Source organism: Embleya sp. NPDC020630, assembly GCF_044334985.1.
GTDB lineage: Bacteria > Actinomycetota > Actinomycetes > Streptomycetales > Streptomycetaceae > Embleya.
Window position 1 is genome coordinate 63023 of the sequence record NZ_JBIRUB010000003.1, and the last position, 15443, is coordinate 78465.

Genomic DNA, 15443 nt, shown 5'->3' on the forward strand with positions numbered 1-15443 from the left:
CTCACTTGTCCAGGACGAAGGTCTCGAGGTACGAGGGGTTGCTGCGGTCGAGCATGCTGCGCGACCGTGCGGTGATCTGGGCGTCGCTGTGCTCGCTCGCGGGCAGGATCCAGAACCGGTTCTCCCGGATGCCGTCGAGCACGTCGGCGGCGACCGACTCGACCGGGGTGAACTCGATCTCCCGCCCCGCGTCGCGCATCGCCTTCTCCCACGCGTCGAGCGTGTTGTAGGGCGTCTTGCGCGGCACCGACTTGGCGAAGCGCTCGGGCCGGTTGCGGTACGACTCCCACAGGCCGGTACGCAACATCTTCGGTCCCGGGAACAGCACGGACGCGCCCAACCTCGCCTGTACCTGGCCCAGTTGCGCGTACAACGCCTCGGTCATGGTGACCACGGCGGCCTTGGTCGTGGCGTACACCGACGCGTTCGGCAGCGGGGCGATGCCGCCGTCGCCGGAGGAGGTGTTGACGATGTGCCCGGGGGTGTCCTGCGCGAGCATCCTCGGGACGAACGCCTGGATGCCGTTGAAGACGCCGAACACGTTGACGGCGAAGCACCAGTCCCAGTCCTTGGGGTCGTGCTCCCACATCTTGCCCTCGGAGCCGGACCCGATCCCCGCGTTGTTGCACAACACGTCCACCGCGCCGAAGTGTTCGAACGCGGCGTCGGCCAGCGCGAATACGGATTCGCGCACCGACACGTCCACCACGTGTCCGTACGCCTGTCCGCCGGCGTCGGTGATCCGCGCGACGGCTTTGTCCAGCGCGCCCTGTTCGATGTCGCCGAGCACGACCTTCATGCCCTCGGCGGCGAACCGTTCGGCCATCGCGAGCCCGATGCCGCTCGCGGCGCCGGTGACGACGGCGACTCTGCCGTCGAATTCCTGCAGCATGTGTCCCGTTCCCTTGTCGTCTGTTGTCGCCTGTTGTCGTCGCTGCCGTTGCCGTGCCTGCGGGGTGCTACGTCGCGGCGGGCGGCGGGTCGTCGGTGATCTGCTGCACGTCGTCGTAGCGCTGGTGGATGTACGGCAGCACCAGGTCGGCCTTGACCCGCTCGGCGACGAAGCCCTGCTGGTCGGAGGTGCGCTCGCTGAGGGTGATCGAGATCAGCCCGCGGACCGGGAGGTCGGCGACGGGGTCGAAGTCCGAGTCGCGCAGGATCACTTCGCCGGTCACGGCGTGTGCGCTGCGGGTGCGTTCGTTGCGCGTGACGTGGACCAGGAGCGGGTCGGCGTCGAAGCCGTCGCCGTCCACGGCGGGCAGGAACTTGTAGTAGAAGCTCAGCGTCTGCCGGGGCTCGGGCAGCGGCAGTTCCTCGCCGACCGTGCCGCGGACCTCGATGTAGGTGACGCCCATCCGGTTCACGGTGGCCACGACGGAGTCGCCGTCGCGCTCGACCTTGACGTCGGCCAGCTTCTTCGGCTCGCCGAACACCTCCCGGCCGCCGATCACGGCACGCTCGGTGGTCATCGGCATGGTCAGCGTGTAGTCGCCCTCGATGTCGCCGTGCTTGCAGCGCACCGCGATCGCGCCCGCGCCGAGCGGGTAGCCGTTGATGTCGCAGCCGGAGATGTTCGCCCGGACCAGCGGCCGGTCGGCGGGCACCAGCGGCGGCGGCAGTACGGCCGCGATCACCTCGGGGTCCGTCTCCCAGATCGCCATCACGCCCGTGGACCAGATCTCCGGAAGGCTGGACCGTTCCCGGGAGGACTTCTTCAGCGCCTCCGCCGGCCGGGCGCCGTACCGAATGCGTGCCACGTACCTCACCTCTTCCGCTCGTGCCGTGCTCGTGCGTGTGCTCGTGCCTGCGCCTGTGCCGGCGCCTGTGCTCGGGTGCTCGGGTGCTCGTGCGAGGGCTGCGCGCGGGTCGTCGACCCCCGTTGTCGCGATCTCGTGCGCAGTGGTGCCGGTTGCTCTGTAACACTGTTACACCGGTGGGTCGGCGAGGTAAAGACCTGCGGCCCGGTTGACCGTGTATCGGGCCACCGGCCCGGGGCGCGAGAATGGGACGTGATGGACAGGATCACGCGAGACACCGTGCTCGACACCGCCATGCGTCTCGTCATGGAATCCGGTATCGAGAACCTCAGCATGCGCAAACTGGCCGCCGAGTTGGGCGTGGCGGTCACCTCGATCTACTGGCACGTGGGCAACCGCGATGTGCTGGTCGACCAACTGGTGGATCGGGTGATCGCGGAGATGGGCGCGATCTCGGTGGACGGGAGCACGCCGGTCGAGCGGGTGGTGTCGATCGCGCGATCGACCCGGCGGATGATCCTGGAGCGCCCGCACCTGGTCGGCCTGGTCCGCGAGCGCGGCCTGGAGTCGCTGATGATGCTGCCCGCCCGCAAGGCGCTGGTGCACGAGATGACGGCGGCCGGCCTGCGGGGCGCACGGGCGGGCGAGGCGGTCCAGGCGGTGCAGTACCAGGTCGCCGGCTTCGTGATGCTGGAGCGCGCCCTGGAGAACAGCGCGGCCGAGCCGCCGGCGGTGGACGAGTGGCGAGCCGAGCTGGCCCTCGACGACCCGGAACTGGCGGACAGCCTGAACAACGTCACCGACGGCGACCGGCTGTTCGTACTGTCGGTCCGAGCGCTGGTGGAATCGCTGCTGGGGTGAGCGGTAGGCGCGGCGAAGCCGGGGCCGGGCCGCACCCGGGGGGGTCACCCATCCGGCGCGGTCAGGCGAGCCTTTCCGGACGCGTCGCGTTGTACAGGGGTTCGCGCTTCGCCGAGGTCGGCGAGCCAGGGAGCACCCGCGTCGTCGCCCACGTGGCCGAGGGACCAGGCCGGGTTCTGGCACATCGCGGTCTGCACGATCTGGGTGCCCGGCAGGGTGATCGGCCAGCACAGCAGGTGTCCGGCCAGCCACCAGAACTTGCCGAGCACCGCCACCGAGAGGTCGTCCTCGCCCGGCGGCCGATCGCGGTACTCGTGCCGATACCACGTGCGCACCACCTGCGCCCAGCTCTGCTCGGCGATCACCGCGCCGTCCCGATCACGCAGCGGCCCGTTGCGGAACTGCACGTCCCGCGCGATGCGATGGGTCACCCGCAGGCCCAGCGCGCGGCGCACCGGGGTGAGCAGGATCGTCACACCACCGCACACCGACCAGGTGAGCATCGACGGCCAAAGTCCGAAGACCAGGAACAACACCGCACCGGCCACACCCAGCGGCAGGCCCACCGCCCGCGCCGCGACCGGCTCCGCGTAGACCTTCAGCGGCGTGATCGGGACCCGGAAAACCGTGTCGGGCGTGGTGCCGTAGCGCGACTCGTCGAAGTCGAGCGCGCGCGCCCGACGATAGGTCCGGGTCTGGAACCAGGGCAGCGCCAGAGACGACACCGCGCCGGCCACACCGACCACAAACCAGGGCAGGGACACATCGTGAAGCTCCATCGCCACGTCACCCCTCCGCGCGTCGATGTCTCCACGGTCGCCCATGACGGCCCGCTACGGAAGACCACGATGTCGGACAAGCGGCAGAAAATATGCCCCCGCACCCGCCACGTGCACCGACCTCGGCCGCGCAGCGACCCCACGACGTGATGAGGGCGATGCCGTCCGATCGCGCACGAGCCGGCGTGCCGCCGGAGTGGACCGGCTCCTGAACCGCCCTACCGCGGTGGGGTGTTGAGCGCGATCGGGGGTGTGGCGCCCCTCAGCCTCGGCGCAGCAGTGCCATGGCCAGTGCCTGGACGGAGCGGGTGAAGTGGCGGGGGTCGTCGGGTGGGGTGGTGTGGCGGATCAGGTCGCCGTCGAAGAGCGCGAGTACGGCGTGGGCGAGGAAGTCGGCATCGAGGTCCGGGCGGCCGTCGGTGAACAGGGCGGCGAGGTGGTGGTGCCAGAAGCGGTAGCTGGGATCGCCGTACCGGTCCTCGGCGCAGGCCTGTCCGTGCGCCGACAGCAGGGTGGCGTTGCCCTCCGCGATCGCGCCGAGGGCCTCGAGGAAGGCGAGCATGCGCTCCGGCGCGGGCGCGCCCGGTCCCAGCGGCGGGGGGCCGTTCCCGACCGCGTCGCGCAACGCCCGGGACCGCTCCTCCAGCAGCGCCTGCAACAACCCGGCGCGGTTGCCGAAGCGCCGGAACACGGTGCCCTTCCCGACTCCGGCCAGCGTGGCGACCCGGTCGAGCGACACGTGGTCCCCGCCGCCCTCGGCCAGGAGTTGCTCGGTCGCGCGCAGCACGGCACGGCGGTTACGCGCCGCGTCGGCGCGCTCGGCGCGCTGTTCGCTCATCGGCATCTCCCGACTGGACGGACCGTCGGTCCGCATATTAGCGTGGGGCTAAGCGGACCGACGGTCCGTGTAATCCACGGCCGCACCACGCCTTCAGGGGGACTCATGGTCATGCGCGCGCTCGTCGTCGATCCCGCCGCTTCGGGATCACTGCGTCTCGGGACGGCCCCGGAGCCCGACCCCGCACCGCATCAACTGGTGATCGCCGTCCGGCACATCTCGCTCAACCGCGGCGAGGTGGCGTTCGCCGGACGCCTTCCGGCCGGAACCGTGCACGGCTACGACGCCGCCGGTGTCGTCGTACAGGCCGCCGCGGACGGCACCGGGCCGGCCGTGGGCGCCGAGGTCGCCGCGTTCGGCGCCGGCGCCTGGGCCGAGCGCATGGTCGTGGACGTCACCGCTGTGGCCGAGGTGCCCGCCGGGGTCGACCTCGCCGACGCCGCCGCGCTGCCGATGGCCGGCATCACCGCGCTGCGCACTCTGCGCACCCGCTCCGTCCTGGGCCGACGGGTACTGGTCACCGGCGCGGCCGGCGGCGTCGGCCGCTACGCGGTCCAGCTCGCGGCCCTGGGCGGCGCCCACGTGATCGCCTCGGTCGGCTCGCCGGCCCGCGCCGCCGGCCTGGCCGAACTGGGCGCGCACCAGGTCGTGGTCGGCCTCGCCGGCATCGACCGCCCGGTGGACCTCGTCCTCGACACCGTCGGCGGCCCGCAACTGGTCGCGGCCTGGGGCCTGCTCGCGCCGGGCGCAAGCGTGCAGAACATCGGCTGGGCCTCCGACGAACCGGCGGTGTTCGCGCCGTACTCGCTGTTCTCCATCGGGCCGGCCAAGACCATGAGCACATTCGGCGACGTGCACGACGTCGGCCCGGATCTGGCCACCCTCCTGGACTTCGTGGCGGCCGGCCGGCTCGCCCCGGAGGTGGACCGGCGCGATTCCTGGGAGCGGGTCGCCGAAGCCGCCCGGGCCCTCCTCGACCGGCACGTCGCGGGCAAGGTGGTCCTCGACGTGGAGCCGGCCGCCGCCTGACCCGTCGCGGCGACTCGGCGGCGGCTCGACAACGGCTCAGCGGCGGCGATACCCCGAAGCGCCGTGGATCCGGGCCAGGTGTTGCCGCAACGTGGCCACACGCGGGTGTTGCGGGCCCAACCGGTGCTCCAGTTCGGCGAGCAGCGGGACCAGCACGCTCTCCGACTGGTACGCGTCGCCCAGCGCGGCGAGCAGCAGGCCGATGCGCTCACGCAGGTCGAAGCCCTGGTACACGTCGGCGTCCGGGATCCGACGGTGCAGGTCGAGCAGGCGCCGGTACTCGCCGAGCGCGGCGGGCAGTTCGCCCAACTCCTCCAGGCACGCGGCGACCTGCCTGCCGTACTCCATCGCCTCCGCGTCGGCCGGCCCGCCCGTGGCCGCGAACACGCTTGCGATGTACCGCAGTTCCGGCAGCGCACGGCGGAACTGCCGGTCCGCGAGCAGCGTGTCGGCGAGCGCCTGGCGCAGGCCCAGGACGAGCGGATCGTGCTCACCGTGCCGGGCGACGGCCACCGGCAGCGCGGCGCCGAGCACGTCTACCGCCTGGGTCAGCGCGCCCTCGCCCAGCAGCCGGTTGGCCTCGTCGAGCGCACTGCCCACATCCGGCGTGGGCGGCGCCGCCGAGGGCACCGCGGCCCAGTCCGGATCCGTCCTGGGCGCGTACGCGGCCGGTCCGGCGCTCATCCCCCACGACGCCGCCGGCGCGGCCGGGATCGGCGCGTGCACCGGCGCGGGCACCCCCGGCAACGGTTGCGGCGCCGCCGGGAAGCGCAGCGGCCGGGTCGGGTCCATCGGCGCGGTCGGGGCCAGCGCCGCGCTCGCGTCGCCCGTGGGCGCGGGCAGCAGCGGGGCCAGCCGCCGATACACCTCCTGCGCGTTCGCCGGCCGCTGGTCGGGCTGCTTGCCGAGCAGGTCCAGGACCAGCCGATCCAGGCCGGCGGGCAATCCCGGCCGCCGTGCGCTCGGCGGCTCGGGTGCGGTGTTCAGGTGCCCCAGCATCACCGAGGCCATCGTCGGCCCGGCGAACGGCGCGCGACCGACCAGCATTTCGTACAGCAGGCAACCCAGCGCGTACAGGTCGGTGCGCGGCTCGACGATGCCGTTCATCTGTTCGGGCGCCATGTACGCGGGCGAACCCGGCGTCGCGCCGGTCGTGGTGAGCTTGGTCGACTCCGGGTCGAGCACCGCGGCCACACCCAGGTCGAGCACCTTGACCGTGCCGTCACGCCGCACCATCACGTTGCGCGGCTTCAGGTCGCGGTGCACCACCGGCACCGCGTGCACGGCGGCCAGCACCGAGCAGATCTGCGCGGCCACCGCGACCGCCCACTCCCACGGCAGCGGCCGGTGCTCGGCGATCAGGTCGGCCAGGTCGCAGCCGTCGAGCAGTTGCATCACCAGGTACAACTCGCCCGCGTCCGCGCCGCCGTCGAACACGGTGACCAGACCGGGGTGGTCGATGCCGGCGGTGACCCGGCACTCGCGCAGGAAGCGGCGTTCCATCGCGCCGCGCTCGCCGCCGGTGTCCACGAGGTCCGTGCGCAGGAGTTTGACCGCGACCCGGCGCTGGAGGGTGCGGTCGTACGCCTTCCAGACCTGACCCATGCCGCCTCGGCCGATCGCCGCGGACAGTTCGTAGCGGTCCGCGATCACCCGGCCCGGCGCACTCATCGAGGCCCGCCGGAGTTGCCGCCGTCCTGTTCGCGCAGCCGCTCGCTGAGCCCCTGGAGCCGGGCCCGGGCCCGGGCGGCGGGATCGTCGACGGCGGGCGGCGGCCCGGCCGCGGGCGGCGCGACCGGCGCGATGTGCGGGCGTATCGCCGGCCCGGGGTGGGGGTAGCCCGGCACCACCGGTCGCGGCAACGGCTGCGACACCGGTTGCGGCGGAAGGCCCACCCCCGCGTGCGCCCCCGCCCAGGGCGCGTACCCGGCCTGCCGCGGCGGCAGTTGCCCCCGCATCGCCCGCGCCCACCGGGCCGACCGCACACACCACCAGACCGGCATGGCCACCATCAGCACGATCAGCATGATCGCCCCGACGTCGTCCAGGATCGTCTGCGGCGCGGGTCCGCCCACCGCCTCGCGCGCGGCCTTCTCGTCCTCGGTCTCGCTGCCCACGATCACACAGACGAAGGCCAGGACCAGGAACACCACGCTGAGCGTGAGGACCACCCAGTCCCAGCGCCGACGAGTGCGAACTCCCGCCACCAGCGGGGCGATCCACCCCAGCATGCCGATCGAGGCGAACGCGACGACGGCGATCCCGATGAGTCCGACCCAGTGACCGGCGGTGCCGCGTCGCCCGGGCACGGGATCGCGCGAGGGACCTTCCATGCTGTGTGACTCCCGAGGCTGGATGTCTCCCGAGCCGGCGGCGCGATGCCGCGTCCGCACCGTGGCCCGTCGGGGCCTGCGGGCGAGGCTTCCGGAGACGGCGTGCGGGCAGCCTATCGGCGGGGACCCCCGGCCGGCGGCCAACCCGGACACCCCACCCCTTTAGTCGCCGACCCCGCGCCGGGCGACGCGCACGAGGCCCCGGCACGACGCACCGAGATCACACGACGCGCCGACGCGCCCCGAACGAGGCGGAAACCGCGGCCCCACCCCGACCCCGGCGAAACGCGGCGCGCACGACGAGGGGTACCGTGCCGGTGTGTACCGCTTCCTGCTGACCCCGCGCTGGATCGCGATGGCGCTGCTCGTCGCCGTGCTGATCCCCATCATGGTCGAGCTCGGCTTCTGGCAGTTCCACCGGCACGAGAACAAGGTCGCGCACAACGACCTGATCAGTGCCAACATCGACCGCAAGCCGGCGCCCGCCGAGGAGATCCTCGCGGTGGGCCGCAAGCTGCCGGGCGATCTCCAGTGGCGCCGGGTCACGCTGACCGGCAGGTACGACACCGACCACGAACTGCTCGTGCGCAACCGGTCCCAGGACGGCGTGCCCGGCTACTACGTGCTCACCCCGCTGGTCGGCGCCGACGGCCGCACCCTCCTGGTCGACCGCGGCTGGGTGAAGAACCCGCCGCAGGCGGCCGACCGACCCGACGTACCGCCGGCGCCGACCGGCCAGGTCACGGTGACCGGCCGGCTGCGCCCGGACGAGACCCGCAAGGACTCCGGCATCCGCGGCCAGACGGCGATCGAGGGCCAGGTGTTGCGGATCTCCGGCTTCGAACTGGGCCCGAAGGTGCCGCACCCGCTGTTCGGCGGCTACGTCGAACTCACCGAGCAGACCCCGATGCCGGCCAGGGCCCCCGCGCTGATCCCGGAGCCGGACGACGAGGACCTGGGCCCGCACCTGGCCTACGCGGTGCAGTGGTGGATCTTCGCGTTCGCGCTGCTCGCGATGTTCGTCAAGCTGATCCGGAGCGAGGCCCGGGAGCTGGAGGCCGAACTGGCCGCGCTCGACGAGGCCGATCCGGCAGACGAGCACGAGGAAGCCGCGAAGGTCTGACCCCGGCTCCCCCGCCGCTCACAACCCTTCGACCAGCTCCGGCAACACCTCGCCGATCGGCTCCCGGATCACCGCGTCGGCGATCGAGTCGTAGGGCGTCTCCCCCGCGTTGACGATCACCAGGCGGGCTCCCGAATCCCGCGCCACGCGGCACAACGACGCGGCCGGCTCCACCTGGAGCGAGGTGCCGACGGCCAGGAACAGATCACCGATCTGCGCGGCGATCGCGGCCCGCTCCAGCACCCCGTGGTCGAGACCCTGGCCGAACATGATCGTCGCGGTCTTCTGGATCCCGCCGCACTGCAGGCAGCGCGGGTCGTCCTCGCCCATCTCGACCCGCTCCAGGGCGGCGTCCAGCGTGGTGCGCGTGTCGCAGTCGGTACACAGGACGTAGAACATCGTGCCGTGCAGCTCGATGATCTTCTCCGGGGAGGTCCCGGCCCGCCGGTGCAGCCCGTCCACGTTCTGTGTGATCAACGCGTTGAGCCGACCGGCCCGTTCCAGCGCGACCAGCGCGGCGTGTCCCGCGTTCGGCCCGGCCAGTCGCGCGGGGTTGTCCCGGCGCAGCAGCCACGAGCGGCGGCGGATGTCCTCGTCGGCCATGTAGTAGCTGTAGGTGACCAACTTCTCGGCGTCGGGATCCTTGGTCCACACGCCCTGCGGCCCCCGGTAGTCGGGGATCCCGGAGTCGGTCGAGATGCCCGCCCCGGTCAGCACGGTGACGCCGTCCTCGGCCGCCGCGATCCACTTCCGCACGAGGTCGATCTGTTCGGTCATGGCACCGAGGGTAGCGACCCCGCCGAGCCGACGGCCTGTCATTTACCCGGCTCCGGGGCCGGTAGCGGGCAGGATGGGTGGCATGGATCTTGGACTTCGCGATCGTGTGTATCTGGTCACCGGCGGCACCCGCGGCCTCGGCTTCGCCACCGCCCGAGCGCTGGTGGACGACGGCGCCCGGGTGGTGGTCTCCGGGCGGGACGAAAAGCGCGCGGCGGAGGCCGTCGCCGCGCTGGGCGGTCCCGAGCGGGCGCTGGGCATCGCCGCCGACAACGGCGACAGCGGCACGGCCGAGCGCCTCGTCGCCGCCGCGCTGGCTCGCTTCGAGCGGCTGGACGGCGCGCTGGTGAGCGTGGGCGGGCCGCCGGCCGGCACGATCGACGCGGTCGACGACGATCAGTGGCGGGAGTCGTTCGAGTCGGTCTTCCTGGGCGCGGTACGGCTGGCCCGGGCCACCTCGGCGGCGCTGCACGCGGGCGGCGCGATCGGCTTCGTGCTCTCCTCGTCGGCGCGTCAGCCGGTTCCCGGCCTCGGCATCTCCAACGGCCTGCGGCCCGGCCTGGCCGGGGTGGCCAAGTCCCTCGCCGACGAGCTGGGCCCGCGCGGCATCCGGGTGTTCGGCCTGCTGCCGGGCCGGATCGACACCGACCGGGTGCGCGAGCTGGACGACCTCAGCGGCGACGCGGAGGCCACCCGGGCCCGGCAGAGCGAGGCCATCCCGCTGGGCCGCTACGGCGCCCCGGAGGAGTTCGGCCGAGTGGCCGCCTTCGCCCTCTCCCCGGCGGCGTCCTACCTGAGCGGCCTGCTGATCCCGATCGACGGCGGACTGGCCCGCTCCCTCTGACCCCGAGCCGGCGCCCCGGCGTACACACGGGCCTGCGGCTCGCCGCCCGGAGGCAGCCCGCGGACCGACGGCGGCGCTGCCCCGGAGGCGGCGCCGCAACCCGGGCAAGCCTCGCGGTCCGAAAACAACGCACGAGCCGACCCGGCGCCCGGGCCCAAGCGGCCCGCAAGCCGAACGAGACACATGCCCCGAAGGCCGCGCACAAGCCAACCGAGTCACGCCGGCCGAAAACAGCACACCGACCCAACGCCGCACGCGGCCCCAAGCCGACACCCGAAACCGACCCCGCACGCAAATCCGAGCCACGCAGCCGAACACGGCACACGAGCCGAAGATGGCACATCGGCCAGAGGCAGCCCGCCTCAGCCGGAGGCAACCGCATCTGCCGGACACAGCCGGCGAGTCGGCGGGCGCCCGCCGGCCGAGGTGCGGGCCGGGGGTGGCGTTCCCGGCCCGTGCCCCGGTCAGTCCAGGTGTCGCTTCGGCAGCCCTCGGCTCGTCCGCAGCGTGAGCACCGTGGGCAGCGTCTCCAGGCCCACCGCCTCGCGCGCGTTGGGCAACACCCGATCGCGCACCGCGCCCAGCAGTTCGCGCGGTTCGGCCCCCGGCTCGGCCCGGACCAGCACCTGCAGCGTGGGCCCGTGCCGCCTGCGCACCAGATGCGCGGTGACATGCTCCACGCCCGCCACGTAGGCCAGGTCGTCCTCGATCGCGTCGGCCAGCGCGTTGCCCGAGACGGTCAGCGTGTCCGCCTCGTCGCCGACCATGCCGAACCCGGTGCCGAGCCCCGACGGACCCTCCCCGGCGTGGTCGCTCGTGTCGTGCACCCGCACCGACCGCACCGGACGCCGGCCCACCTGGGCCAGCAGCCACCACAGCGCGAGCACCAGGATCAACCCCGGCACGCCGAAGGCGACCCACCACCACCAGCCGTGGTCGGTGAGCCGCTCGGCCTGACTCGCGGTGATGAACGGCTTGTCCGCGGTGTGCAGCAGGTCGGGGTACCAGCCCCGCCCGCGCGCGGCGACCGCGAGCCCGCCGACGATCAGGACCAGCCCGGCCAGGAACAGCAGGATCCGGTTGCAGACCGTGCGCATCATCGCCTCACCTCCCGCTCACGGGCTGAAGGCGCAGGTCCACGCGCGGCACCCGGGCCAGCGTGAGGGCGTTCGCGCGTTCCTCCAGGCGTTCGATCAACTCGTCGTGCAGATCGTCCGGATCACGGAAGTGGTAGTCCACCCGCAGTACCGCCTTGCGCCGCCCCATCCGCACCCGCGCGTCCAACACGCCCGAGGAGGCCAGCGCGGTGTGCCGCAGGAACGAGGCGGCGGTACGCCGGGTCATGTAGACGGTCATCCCGCCGCCGGGCGAGCGCAGTCGCAGCAGCGCACGCCGGCCGGGAGTGAGCGCGAGCACGATCAGCCACAGGCCCACCGCGGCGGCGATCGCCCCGGCGGCGATGGTCCAGCCGTCGCGCCACACATGCGTCTGGGCCCGCTCCAACAGGTCGCGCGACCAGCGCGGCGCCCGATCGATCCGGGCCGTCACGCCGATGTACAGCGCGGTGCCCGCGATGCCGCACACGAGCAGCGCCACCAGCGCGGCCGGCAGCCCCCGCGTCGACCAGGCCCGGCGCACCTTCGCGCCGTCGCCCCAGTCGTCGGCGGCCGCCAGGGCCGTCGAGCCGTCGGCCGGCGCCTCCGGCGAAGCCTCCAGGCTCACTGCACTCTCCTCTTGCCGTGCCCCCCACGGGTCAACCGGGCCACCGTCACGTCCACCCGCACCACGGGCATCCCGGTCAGATACTCCACGTCGGCGCGCACCCGTTGCCGGATGGTCCGGGCGATCTCGACCACCGGGCCGGGATAGGGCACGTCCACGTCGAGGTTCACCGTCGCGTGGTCGTGGTGCATCGTGGCGCCCGCCCTGGGGGCACGCAGCACGGTGTCCGGGGCGGCCTCGGTGGTGGCCTCACGCGCCGCGCGCGCGGCGATCTTCTCCACCACCCGTCCGCCGATCTGCAGTACTCCGCGGTGCGCGGCCGGCGCCAGGCCCTCCGCCGGTACCGCGCGCATCAGCGGCGCCGATTGCGCGAGCTGAACAGCTCGCCGAGATCCAGGTCGCCGTCCAGGAAGCGGCCGACGAGGAAGCCGACCACCCCGAGGGCGGCGACCAGGAGAAAGGCCCCGAACCCGCCCAGCGCGGCGGCCAGGCCGAGGGCCATGCCGACCAACAGGCCGACCATGGGTGTAGTCATTGGCGAACGACTCCTCACTGAACCGACCATTGGTTGTTGCCGAGTTGCCGACCCCTGTCGGGCCGAATGCCGCGGAGGTCTCCTGCCGCGGAGCTGTCCGGAATCCATCGGTGCCGCACCCGCCCGCTACTCGACACGCGGGTTGTTGCGCCGCCTATGGCGCTCCGTCAACTGCCGCCAGAGCCGGCCCGGCAAGCGGCCGCGGCGGTAGACCGTAGTCTCCGCCGCGGCCCCCGAACGGATCGGCGCGGGTGGTCCCGCCGCGTCGATCAGCGCCCTGAAACGTTCGAGCCCGGCGACGAACTCCGCCGGGTCGCCCCCACGATCGGGGTGACTCGCCCGGATGAATTCCCGGTATTCGCGCAGCAGTTGTCGCCGCTCGTCGTCGCCGGGCGCACGCGTCACTGAAGCTGGCGCTCCTTGGAGTCGTCGCCGTCGTAGTCGATGTGGATGTCGTCCACCGCGATGTTGACCTCGACCACCTCGAGCGCGGTCATCCGCTCGACGGAGTCGATGACATTCTCCCGGACGGCCTGTGCCAATTCGGCGATGGGCACGCCGTAATCCACGACGATGTTGAGATCCACGGCGCACTGCCGCTCGCCCACCTCGACGCTGACGCCCTGGGCCACGTTGGGCTTGCCCCCCGGAATGCGCTGACGCACCGCGCCGAATGCCCGGGCCGCGCCGCCGCCGAGCGCGTACACGCCCGGGATCTGCCGGGCCGCGATGCCCGCGATCTTGGCCACCACGCCGTCCGCGATCGACGTGCGTCCCTTGTCGGTGGCCAGCTTGACGACCTCCGTGGAACGAGCGCCGTTGCCCACCGAACGCTCTTCGTCCTTCTGGAGCGCCTGCGTGCCGGTCTTGCCCTGGGTCGTTGTGTCCGCCATCGGCGCACTTCCTTCCTCGACTGGCTGCGAATGCCCGAAACCCTGCGACCGGAACCCCACTCGGTCCCGCCTGTCATCGGTGCCCCTTGCCGGGTTCACCACACCTGTACGACACACACACCGGGCGAACGTCACGCGTCGATCGGAGGATGTTTCGCGGAATCCGACGCTATCCCGCCGGGGCGGTCGCCGGCACGTACGCAACGCGCGGCCTCCGTTCGGGTGGCGGTTCTCGTCTTGCGCCCCCGAGCGCAGTACCGTTCGCCGGGTTGGGACGAGGAGGGAAGCCGATGGCCGACGAGGCCGAGCTCGACGAGGGCACCCTGGTGGTGCGCGCTCGAGAGGGTGACGCCGAGGCATTCGAGGTGCTGATGCGTCGGCACGGGCGATCCCTGTACACGCTCGCGCTGCGCATCCTGGGCAGCGCCGGCGACGCGGAGGACGCGGTACAGGAGGCGTTCATCAGCGCGTGGCGCCGATTGCCCGGCTTCCGCGCCGACTCGTCGTTCCTGACCTGGATGTATCGCATCGTCACGAACCGCGCCCTGAACATCGCCCGGACCCGGCGGCCCACGGTCGGCCTGGACCAGGTACCCGATCGGGCGATAGAGCAGATGGCGGACAATCCGGAGCGACGAGCGGAGGGATCGGCGGCACTGAAGGCGCTGCAGGACGCGATGACCACACTGACCGAGGAGCAGCGGGCCTGCTGGGTACTGCGCGAGGTGCACGGGCAGAGCTACGACGAGATCGCGGCGGCCGTGGGGATCGGGACGAACGCGGTGCGGGGCAGGATCTTCCGAGCACGACAGACCCTGGCGGAGGCGATGCGACCGTGGACGTGACCGACGAGACGGGCGACGCCCCGGACGCGCGGCGGCTGCCGTCCGCGGCGGAACTGCTCGCGGGGACCCGCGAGGCGTTGCCGGGCGCGAGCCTCGACGCCGACCCGGGATCGGGCTCGGGCTCGACCCCGCACTCGGACTCGGGGTCGATCCCGGGCTTCGGCGAGCCGGCGGATTTCGACCCGGACGAGGAGCTGCTGCCCTGCGGGCGCGAACCGGAGTCGGTGCTCGAACACGCCGCCGCGGACGCGCTGGACGAGCACGAGCGCTCGTGTCCGGAGTGCCGGGCGGTGTTGCGCGACCATTCGGTGCTCGACCAGGTCACCCGCGAGTGGGCCGAGTTGCCGGTCCCGGTGCCGGATGATCTGGGCACTCGGGTGATGCGTCTGGTCCGGGCCGAGTTGCACACCGGACGGCTACTCCCGTTGGGTGAGCCGGACGAGCAGTTGACGCTGACCGAGACCGCCGCGGCGCGCACGCTGCGCGCGGCGGCCGACGCCGAGCCCGGCGTGCAGGCCCGCAGTTGCCGGATCCGGCCGTTCGAGAATCGGGCGGGGGCGGCGGTGCCGGGTCCGGTGACGGTGCGGTTGTCGGTCGGCGTGCCGTACGGCGAGCCGATCCACGCGCTGGCCGATCGGCTGCGCGAGCGGGTGCGCCGGGCCGCGATGGAGCGACTGGGGCTGGAAGTGGCCAGGGTGGACGTGGACGTGGTGGGCCTGGAACCGGCCGCCGACGCTCGGGAGGGGAACCGATGAGACAGCCGGCGCAGCGCGCGTCCCGCGAGATGTCCGTACTGGCCCGAACCACCGCCGGCGGCGCGGCGCTGGCCGTCCCCGGCGTGGTGGACCTGCAACCGGGTCTGCTCGACGCGGTCGCCCAGGTCTCGGGCGGCCTGCTCCCGGGGCGGGTCCCGGGGGTGACCACGCGCGTGCTCGACGGAGTCCTGCACGTGGACGTGCAGTTCCGCGCCGCGGCCGACCACCGCGTCCTGGACGTGGCCCGCGCGGTGCGCACGGCGGTCACCGCGGAGGTACGCGAGCGCACGGGCCGGCAACGTGTGGTGGTACACGTCCTGGTCACCGACGCGGGGGTGTGAAGCCGCGGCCC

The 15443-nt window shown here is 72.8% G+C and carries 20 protein-coding genes; 7 read left to right on the forward strand and 13 right to left on the reverse strand.

The features are described from left to right. Position 1 precedes the first annotated feature (1 nt). On the reverse strand, positions 2-892 hold the full coding sequence (locus tag ACH4XV_RS11735; RefSeq protein WP_395788790.1) for an SDR family NAD(P)-dependent oxidoreductase: 891 nt from the start codon (positions 890-892) through the stop codon (positions 2-4). Between the two features lie 67 nt (positions 893-959). Further along, a complete protein-coding gene (locus ACH4XV_RS11740) occupies positions 960-1757 on the reverse strand; it encodes an acetoacetate decarboxylase family protein (protein ID WP_395788792.1) in 798 nt (265 codons plus the stop codon). A gap of 255 nt (positions 1758-2012) precedes the next feature. On the opposite strand from ACH4XV_RS11740, the gene ACH4XV_RS11745 reads away from it, so the two are divergent. Then, positions 2013-2618, forward strand: coding sequence for a TetR/AcrR family transcriptional regulator (locus tag ACH4XV_RS11745; protein ID WP_395788794.1), 606 nt, complete (start codon positions 2013-2015; stop codon positions 2616-2618). A gap of 44 nt (positions 2619-2662) precedes the next feature. On the opposite strand, the gene ACH4XV_RS11750 is transcribed toward ACH4XV_RS11745, so the two are convergent. Beyond that, entirely contained in the window at positions 2663-3397 is a 735-nt protein-coding gene (locus ACH4XV_RS11750; RefSeq protein WP_395788796.1) for a hypothetical protein, read from the reverse strand. A 262-nt stretch (positions 3398-3659) separates the two neighbouring features. Further along, positions 3660-4235 carry a TetR/AcrR family transcriptional regulator gene (locus ACH4XV_RS11755; protein ID WP_395788798.1) on the reverse strand — a complete coding sequence of 192 codons (576 nt, stop codon included), beginning with the start codon at positions 4233-4235 and terminating at the stop codon, positions 3660-3662. 111 nt (positions 4236-4346) lie between these two features. Here ACH4XV_RS11755 and ACH4XV_RS11760 point away from each other — a divergent pair, with 111 nt between their 5' ends. Then, the gene (locus ACH4XV_RS11760) at positions 4347-5264 is read left to right on the forward strand and encodes a zinc-binding dehydrogenase (protein ID WP_395788800.1); all 918 of its coding nucleotides are present in this window, start codon (positions 4347-4349) and stop codon (positions 5262-5264) included. Positions 5265-5300: 36 nt separating this feature from the next. Here ACH4XV_RS11760 and ACH4XV_RS11765 read toward each other — a convergent pair whose 3' ends face one another. Then, entirely contained in the window at positions 5301-6935 is a 1635-nt protein-coding gene (locus ACH4XV_RS11765; protein ID WP_395788802.1) for a protein kinase, read from the reverse strand. Next, complete coding sequence (locus ACH4XV_RS11770) at positions 6932-7597, reverse strand: hypothetical protein (protein ID WP_395788804.1); 666 nt, start codon at positions 7595-7597, stop codon at positions 6932-6934. Before ACH4XV_RS11770 ends, ACH4XV_RS11765 begins: the two co-directional genes overlap by 4 nt. 319 nt (positions 7598-7916) lie before the next feature. On the opposite strand from ACH4XV_RS11770, the gene ACH4XV_RS11775 reads away from it, so the two are divergent. Next, positions 7917-8720 (forward strand): SURF1 family protein, encoded by an 804-nt coding sequence (locus ACH4XV_RS11775; protein ID WP_380011176.1) that lies wholly within the window; start codon positions 7917-7919, stop codon positions 8718-8720. Positions 8721-8738: 18 nt separating this feature from the next. Here ACH4XV_RS11775 and ACH4XV_RS11780 read toward each other — a convergent pair whose 3' ends face one another. Then, a complete protein-coding gene (locus ACH4XV_RS11780) occupies positions 8739-9497 on the reverse strand; it encodes an SIR2 family NAD-dependent protein deacylase (protein ID WP_395788806.1) in 759 nt (252 codons plus the stop codon). Positions 9498-9579: 82 nt separating this feature from the next. Here ACH4XV_RS11780 and ACH4XV_RS11785 point away from each other — a divergent pair, with 82 nt between their 5' ends. Beyond that, the gene (locus tag ACH4XV_RS11785; protein WP_395788808.1) at positions 9580-10341 is read left to right on the forward strand and encodes an SDR family oxidoreductase; all 762 of its coding nucleotides are present in this window, start codon (positions 9580-9582) and stop codon (positions 10339-10341) included. A 464-nt stretch (positions 10342-10805) separates the two neighbouring features. On the opposite strand, the gene ACH4XV_RS11790 is transcribed toward ACH4XV_RS11785, so the two are convergent. From ACH4XV_RS11790 to ACH4XV_RS11815, 6 genes are all read right to left on the reverse strand, one after another. Further along, a complete protein-coding gene (locus ACH4XV_RS11790; RefSeq protein ID WP_395788810.1) occupies positions 10806-11441 on the reverse strand; it encodes a hypothetical protein in 636 nt (211 codons plus the stop codon). 4 nt (positions 11442-11445) lie between these two features. Continuing rightward, a complete protein-coding gene (locus ACH4XV_RS11795; protein ID WP_395788812.1) occupies positions 11446-12063 on the reverse strand; it encodes a DUF6286 domain-containing protein in 618 nt (205 codons plus the stop codon). Further along, entirely contained in the window at positions 12060-12416 is a 357-nt protein-coding gene (locus ACH4XV_RS11800) for an Asp23/Gls24 family envelope stress response protein (protein WP_126641336.1), read from the reverse strand. The genes ACH4XV_RS11795 and ACH4XV_RS11800 overlap by 4 nt, the downstream gene beginning before the upstream one ends. Next, a complete protein-coding gene (locus ACH4XV_RS11805; protein ID WP_078977717.1) occupies positions 12416-12598 on the reverse strand; it encodes a hypothetical protein in 183 nt (60 codons plus the stop codon). Before ACH4XV_RS11805 ends, ACH4XV_RS11800 begins: the two co-directional genes overlap by 1 nt. 126 nt (positions 12599-12724) lie before the next feature. Next, the gene (locus ACH4XV_RS11810; protein WP_126641335.1) at positions 12725-13003 is read right to left on the reverse strand and encodes a hypothetical protein; all 279 of its coding nucleotides are present in this window, start codon (positions 13001-13003) and stop codon (positions 12725-12727) included. Further along, complete coding sequence (locus ACH4XV_RS11815; RefSeq protein ID WP_380011195.1) at positions 13000-13491, reverse strand: Asp23/Gls24 family envelope stress response protein; 492 nt, start codon at positions 13489-13491, stop codon at positions 13000-13002. The genes ACH4XV_RS11810 and ACH4XV_RS11815 overlap by 4 nt, the downstream gene beginning before the upstream one ends. A 290-nt stretch (positions 13492-13781) precedes the next feature. Here ACH4XV_RS11815 and ACH4XV_RS11820 point away from each other — a divergent pair, with 290 nt between their 5' ends. Genes ACH4XV_RS11820 through ACH4XV_RS11830 form a run of 3 tightly spaced genes read left to right on the forward strand, consistent with a single transcriptional unit; the run spans position 13782 to position 15432 of the window. Further along, positions 13782-14336, forward strand: a complete 555-nt coding sequence (locus ACH4XV_RS11820) for an RNA polymerase sigma factor (protein WP_395788814.1) — start codon at positions 13782-13784, stop codon at positions 14334-14336. Then, the gene (locus ACH4XV_RS11825) at positions 14327-15091 is read left to right on the forward strand and encodes an Asp23/Gls24 family envelope stress response protein (protein ID WP_395788816.1); all 765 of its coding nucleotides are present in this window, start codon (positions 14327-14329) and stop codon (positions 15089-15091) included. Before ACH4XV_RS11820 ends, ACH4XV_RS11825 begins: the two co-directional genes overlap by 10 nt. Further along, positions 15088-15432, forward strand: a complete 345-nt coding sequence (locus ACH4XV_RS11830; protein WP_395788818.1) for an Asp23/Gls24 family envelope stress response protein — start codon at positions 15088-15090, stop codon at positions 15430-15432. The genes ACH4XV_RS11825 and ACH4XV_RS11830 overlap by 4 nt, the downstream gene beginning before the upstream one ends. Positions 15433-15443: the final 11 nt, after the last annotated feature.